Source organism: Paenibacillus sp. NRS-1782 (assembly GCF_050467685.1).
In the GTDB taxonomy this organism is placed as follows: Bacteria; Bacillota; Bacilli; order Paenibacillales; family Paenibacillaceae; genus Paenibacillus; species Paenibacillus terrae_A.
Genome location: NZ_JBITPH010000096.1, coordinates 1 through 2,628, shown reverse-complemented (window position 1 = coordinate 2,628; position 2,628 = coordinate 1). Strand labels below are relative to the sequence as shown.

The following is a 2,628-nucleotide window of genomic DNA, read 5'->3' as shown; positions in this document are numbered from 1 at the left end:
GAGCAAGGCGGTGCGGCGCTGCACCAATTTGGGTATGAGCGGGATGGGAATAAAAACATCATCGGACGTACACAAAACGGAACCACGGATCAATTTGGATATGACCCGTCCAACCGAATCGCCAGCGAAGCCGCAGGTGAGAAGAACAAGAGCTACGGCTACGATCCGAATGGAAACCGAAGCGCGGAAGGCAGCGGCAAGGTGTTCGGTATGGAAAACGCCAGTTATGGCTATGATTCTGTCAGTCGTCTGACAAATGTGAACGGTGAGGGGAAAGAGGTCAGGTACAGCTATAACGGAGACGGGCTGCTGTACGAGCGTACGGAGGGTGGCCAAACGACCCGGTATTACTACGATGAAGAAGCGAAGCTAATGGCGGAAGCCGAGGTTGAAGGTGGAACGGCGAAGATCACGTACGCTTACGTGTATGACTTGTCCGGTCAACTATGGGCGAGACAGGACAAGGCCAGCGGACAGCTGCAATATTATCAGCTGAACGGCCACGGGGATGTGGTGGGCCTGAGTGATAGCTCGGGTAAGGAGCTGAACAGCTACAGCTACGACATCTGGGGCGGCCCGAAGACGGTGAAAGAGACCGTACCGAACGTGCTGCGCTATGCTGGCGAGTATTGGGACGAGACGACCGGACTCCAGTATTTGCGCGCACGTTGGTATGATCCGGGCACAGCGCGTTTTATGGGCGAGGATACGTATCAGGGCGAGATGAGCGATCCGCAGAGCTTGAATGGGTATGCGTATGTAGCGAATAATCCACTAATTTATGTAGACCCGAGTGGACATTCTTTTGAAACCCTTGATTATCAGGAACTTAGAATATTACTAAATGAAGCGAGGGTTAAATCGAGTTCCAGCAAGAATCAGGATTACCAGGTATACAAGGACTTCATACGGAAACGATATGATTTTTCGTCGGTTTTTGGAGGAGCAAACCAGTACAATTACTTATACGACCTGTTAACGGGAACGAGTGGCTATAAGAATAGTGCAGGCAAGTCAGATTGGGCAAGAGGACAGTTGTTAAGTGCATACCAAAATTGGACAGATGCCGAAGTCCTTGGGATAGCGGCGATGGGGATGATTGGTGATGTAAAAGTTGGTGGCAAAGGGAGCAAAGGAAAATCATTAAGAGGGTGTAATTGCTTTACCGCAGGGACGAAGGTTCAAACAGACGAAGGGGAGAAGAATATCGAAGACATTACAGTCGGAGATAAGGTTCTCTCGAAGAATGAAGAGACTGGGGAGCAGGCTTACAAGGAAGTTACACATTTGTATCGAAATGATAAGGAAATCATCTATGAATTGACCATAGGCGACCAAGTTATCGAAACAACCGACAATCATCCGTTTTGGGTTGAAGGTAAAGGCTGGGTACTAGCGGCTGACTTGCAGGTGGGGGATAAGCTACAGCAGAGCAATGGAAATACATTGGCGATTGATAACATTGAGAATGTTAAGCATGATGAAATGGTTAAGGTTTATAACTTTACTGTTGCAGACTTCCATACGTACTTTGTCAGTGATTTGGGGATTTGGGTTCATAATACTGGTTGTGATGTAATGAAAGTCTGGGATTTAGAGGGAACAGGCGATGCAATATCAAAGAAGACTCTAAAAAACATTACTGAGAATATGAAAAAGAACGGATGGGATGGTGACCCAATAGAGATATATCAAATAAATGGTAAAAACTTAATTGTAAATGGACATCATAGGGCTAAAGCAGCAAGGCAAGCAGGCATTGAGAATGTACCAGTTAAAATGTTAACAGAGCAGGATCTCAGAGACATTTATAAGAGAACTCCAGAGCAGTTGCTTAATGAATATTACGGAAGGTGATTGTAATGGGTTTAGAATCATACAACTTGTTATTGGTTCCACATGACTCCCAAGTTACTATTGAAGATGATATTGTTGATTATGTGGGAGGGAAAAGAATCCCTTTTTCCAAAGCAGTTGAAGCTATTTTATCTATAAAAGGGATTCGAGCATATGTACCACCCGATATAACAGTAAGAAAAAAGGCGGAATGTTATTATGTTTATTCAGATGTTAAAAGTATTGTTGAGATCGAAATAAACGCCGGATTAGTTGAAAAGGAAGGTATAGAGGAAATTTCGGTACGTTTTGCGGTAACTAGCAATGAAGAAACATTTGAAGTGGCTGTATTTATTTGCAAGGTTTTGAATGAGCAGCTACGAATGAAAACTATTGATATGCGCCTGAAAGAGGAGATAGACTTAACAAACGACTTTCAAATAAGAAGGAGTCAGAAAGCGTTTGAGCAAAAAAAGCGGAGATTTTACGAAATGTACTCCCTGCCCTATAATTGTATTACTGAACCTATGAACTGTGGAAAAGCATTTTTTGAAGCATTAAGGGGCAAGTAATTTGATATCAAAATAGAACTACTATAGTAACCGACCTTGGGGGCGACAATCCTCAAGGTCTTTCTTATCCCCCACCCAGTGCCGAATGAATCGGGCGGCAGTCTCAAATAGAACTTTACTCTCATCAGACCATATGATAGTTCTTCAAATGCAAATGTACGTACTCGTTCAAGTGTTGACGATTATACCCTAACCGGTCCTTAACCGCTATGATCAAGAG

The 2,628-nt window shown here is 44.0% G+C and carries 2 protein-coding genes; both read left to right on the top strand.

The window, feature by feature from the left end; translation table 11 throughout:
- Nucleotides 1-1,857: polymorphic toxin-type HINT domain-containing protein (locus tag ACIFQM_RS24600; protein ID WP_430066361.1), on the top strand; the 1,857-nt coding region annotated here is incomplete at its 5' end.
- 5 nt (nt 1,858-1,862) lie between these two features.
- Nucleotides 1,863-2,408 (top strand): hypothetical protein, encoded by a 546-nt coding sequence (locus ACIFQM_RS24595; RefSeq protein ID WP_430066359.1) that lies wholly within the window; start codon nt 1,863-1,865, stop codon nt 2,406-2,408.
- Nucleotides 2,409-2,628: the final 220 nt, after the last annotated feature.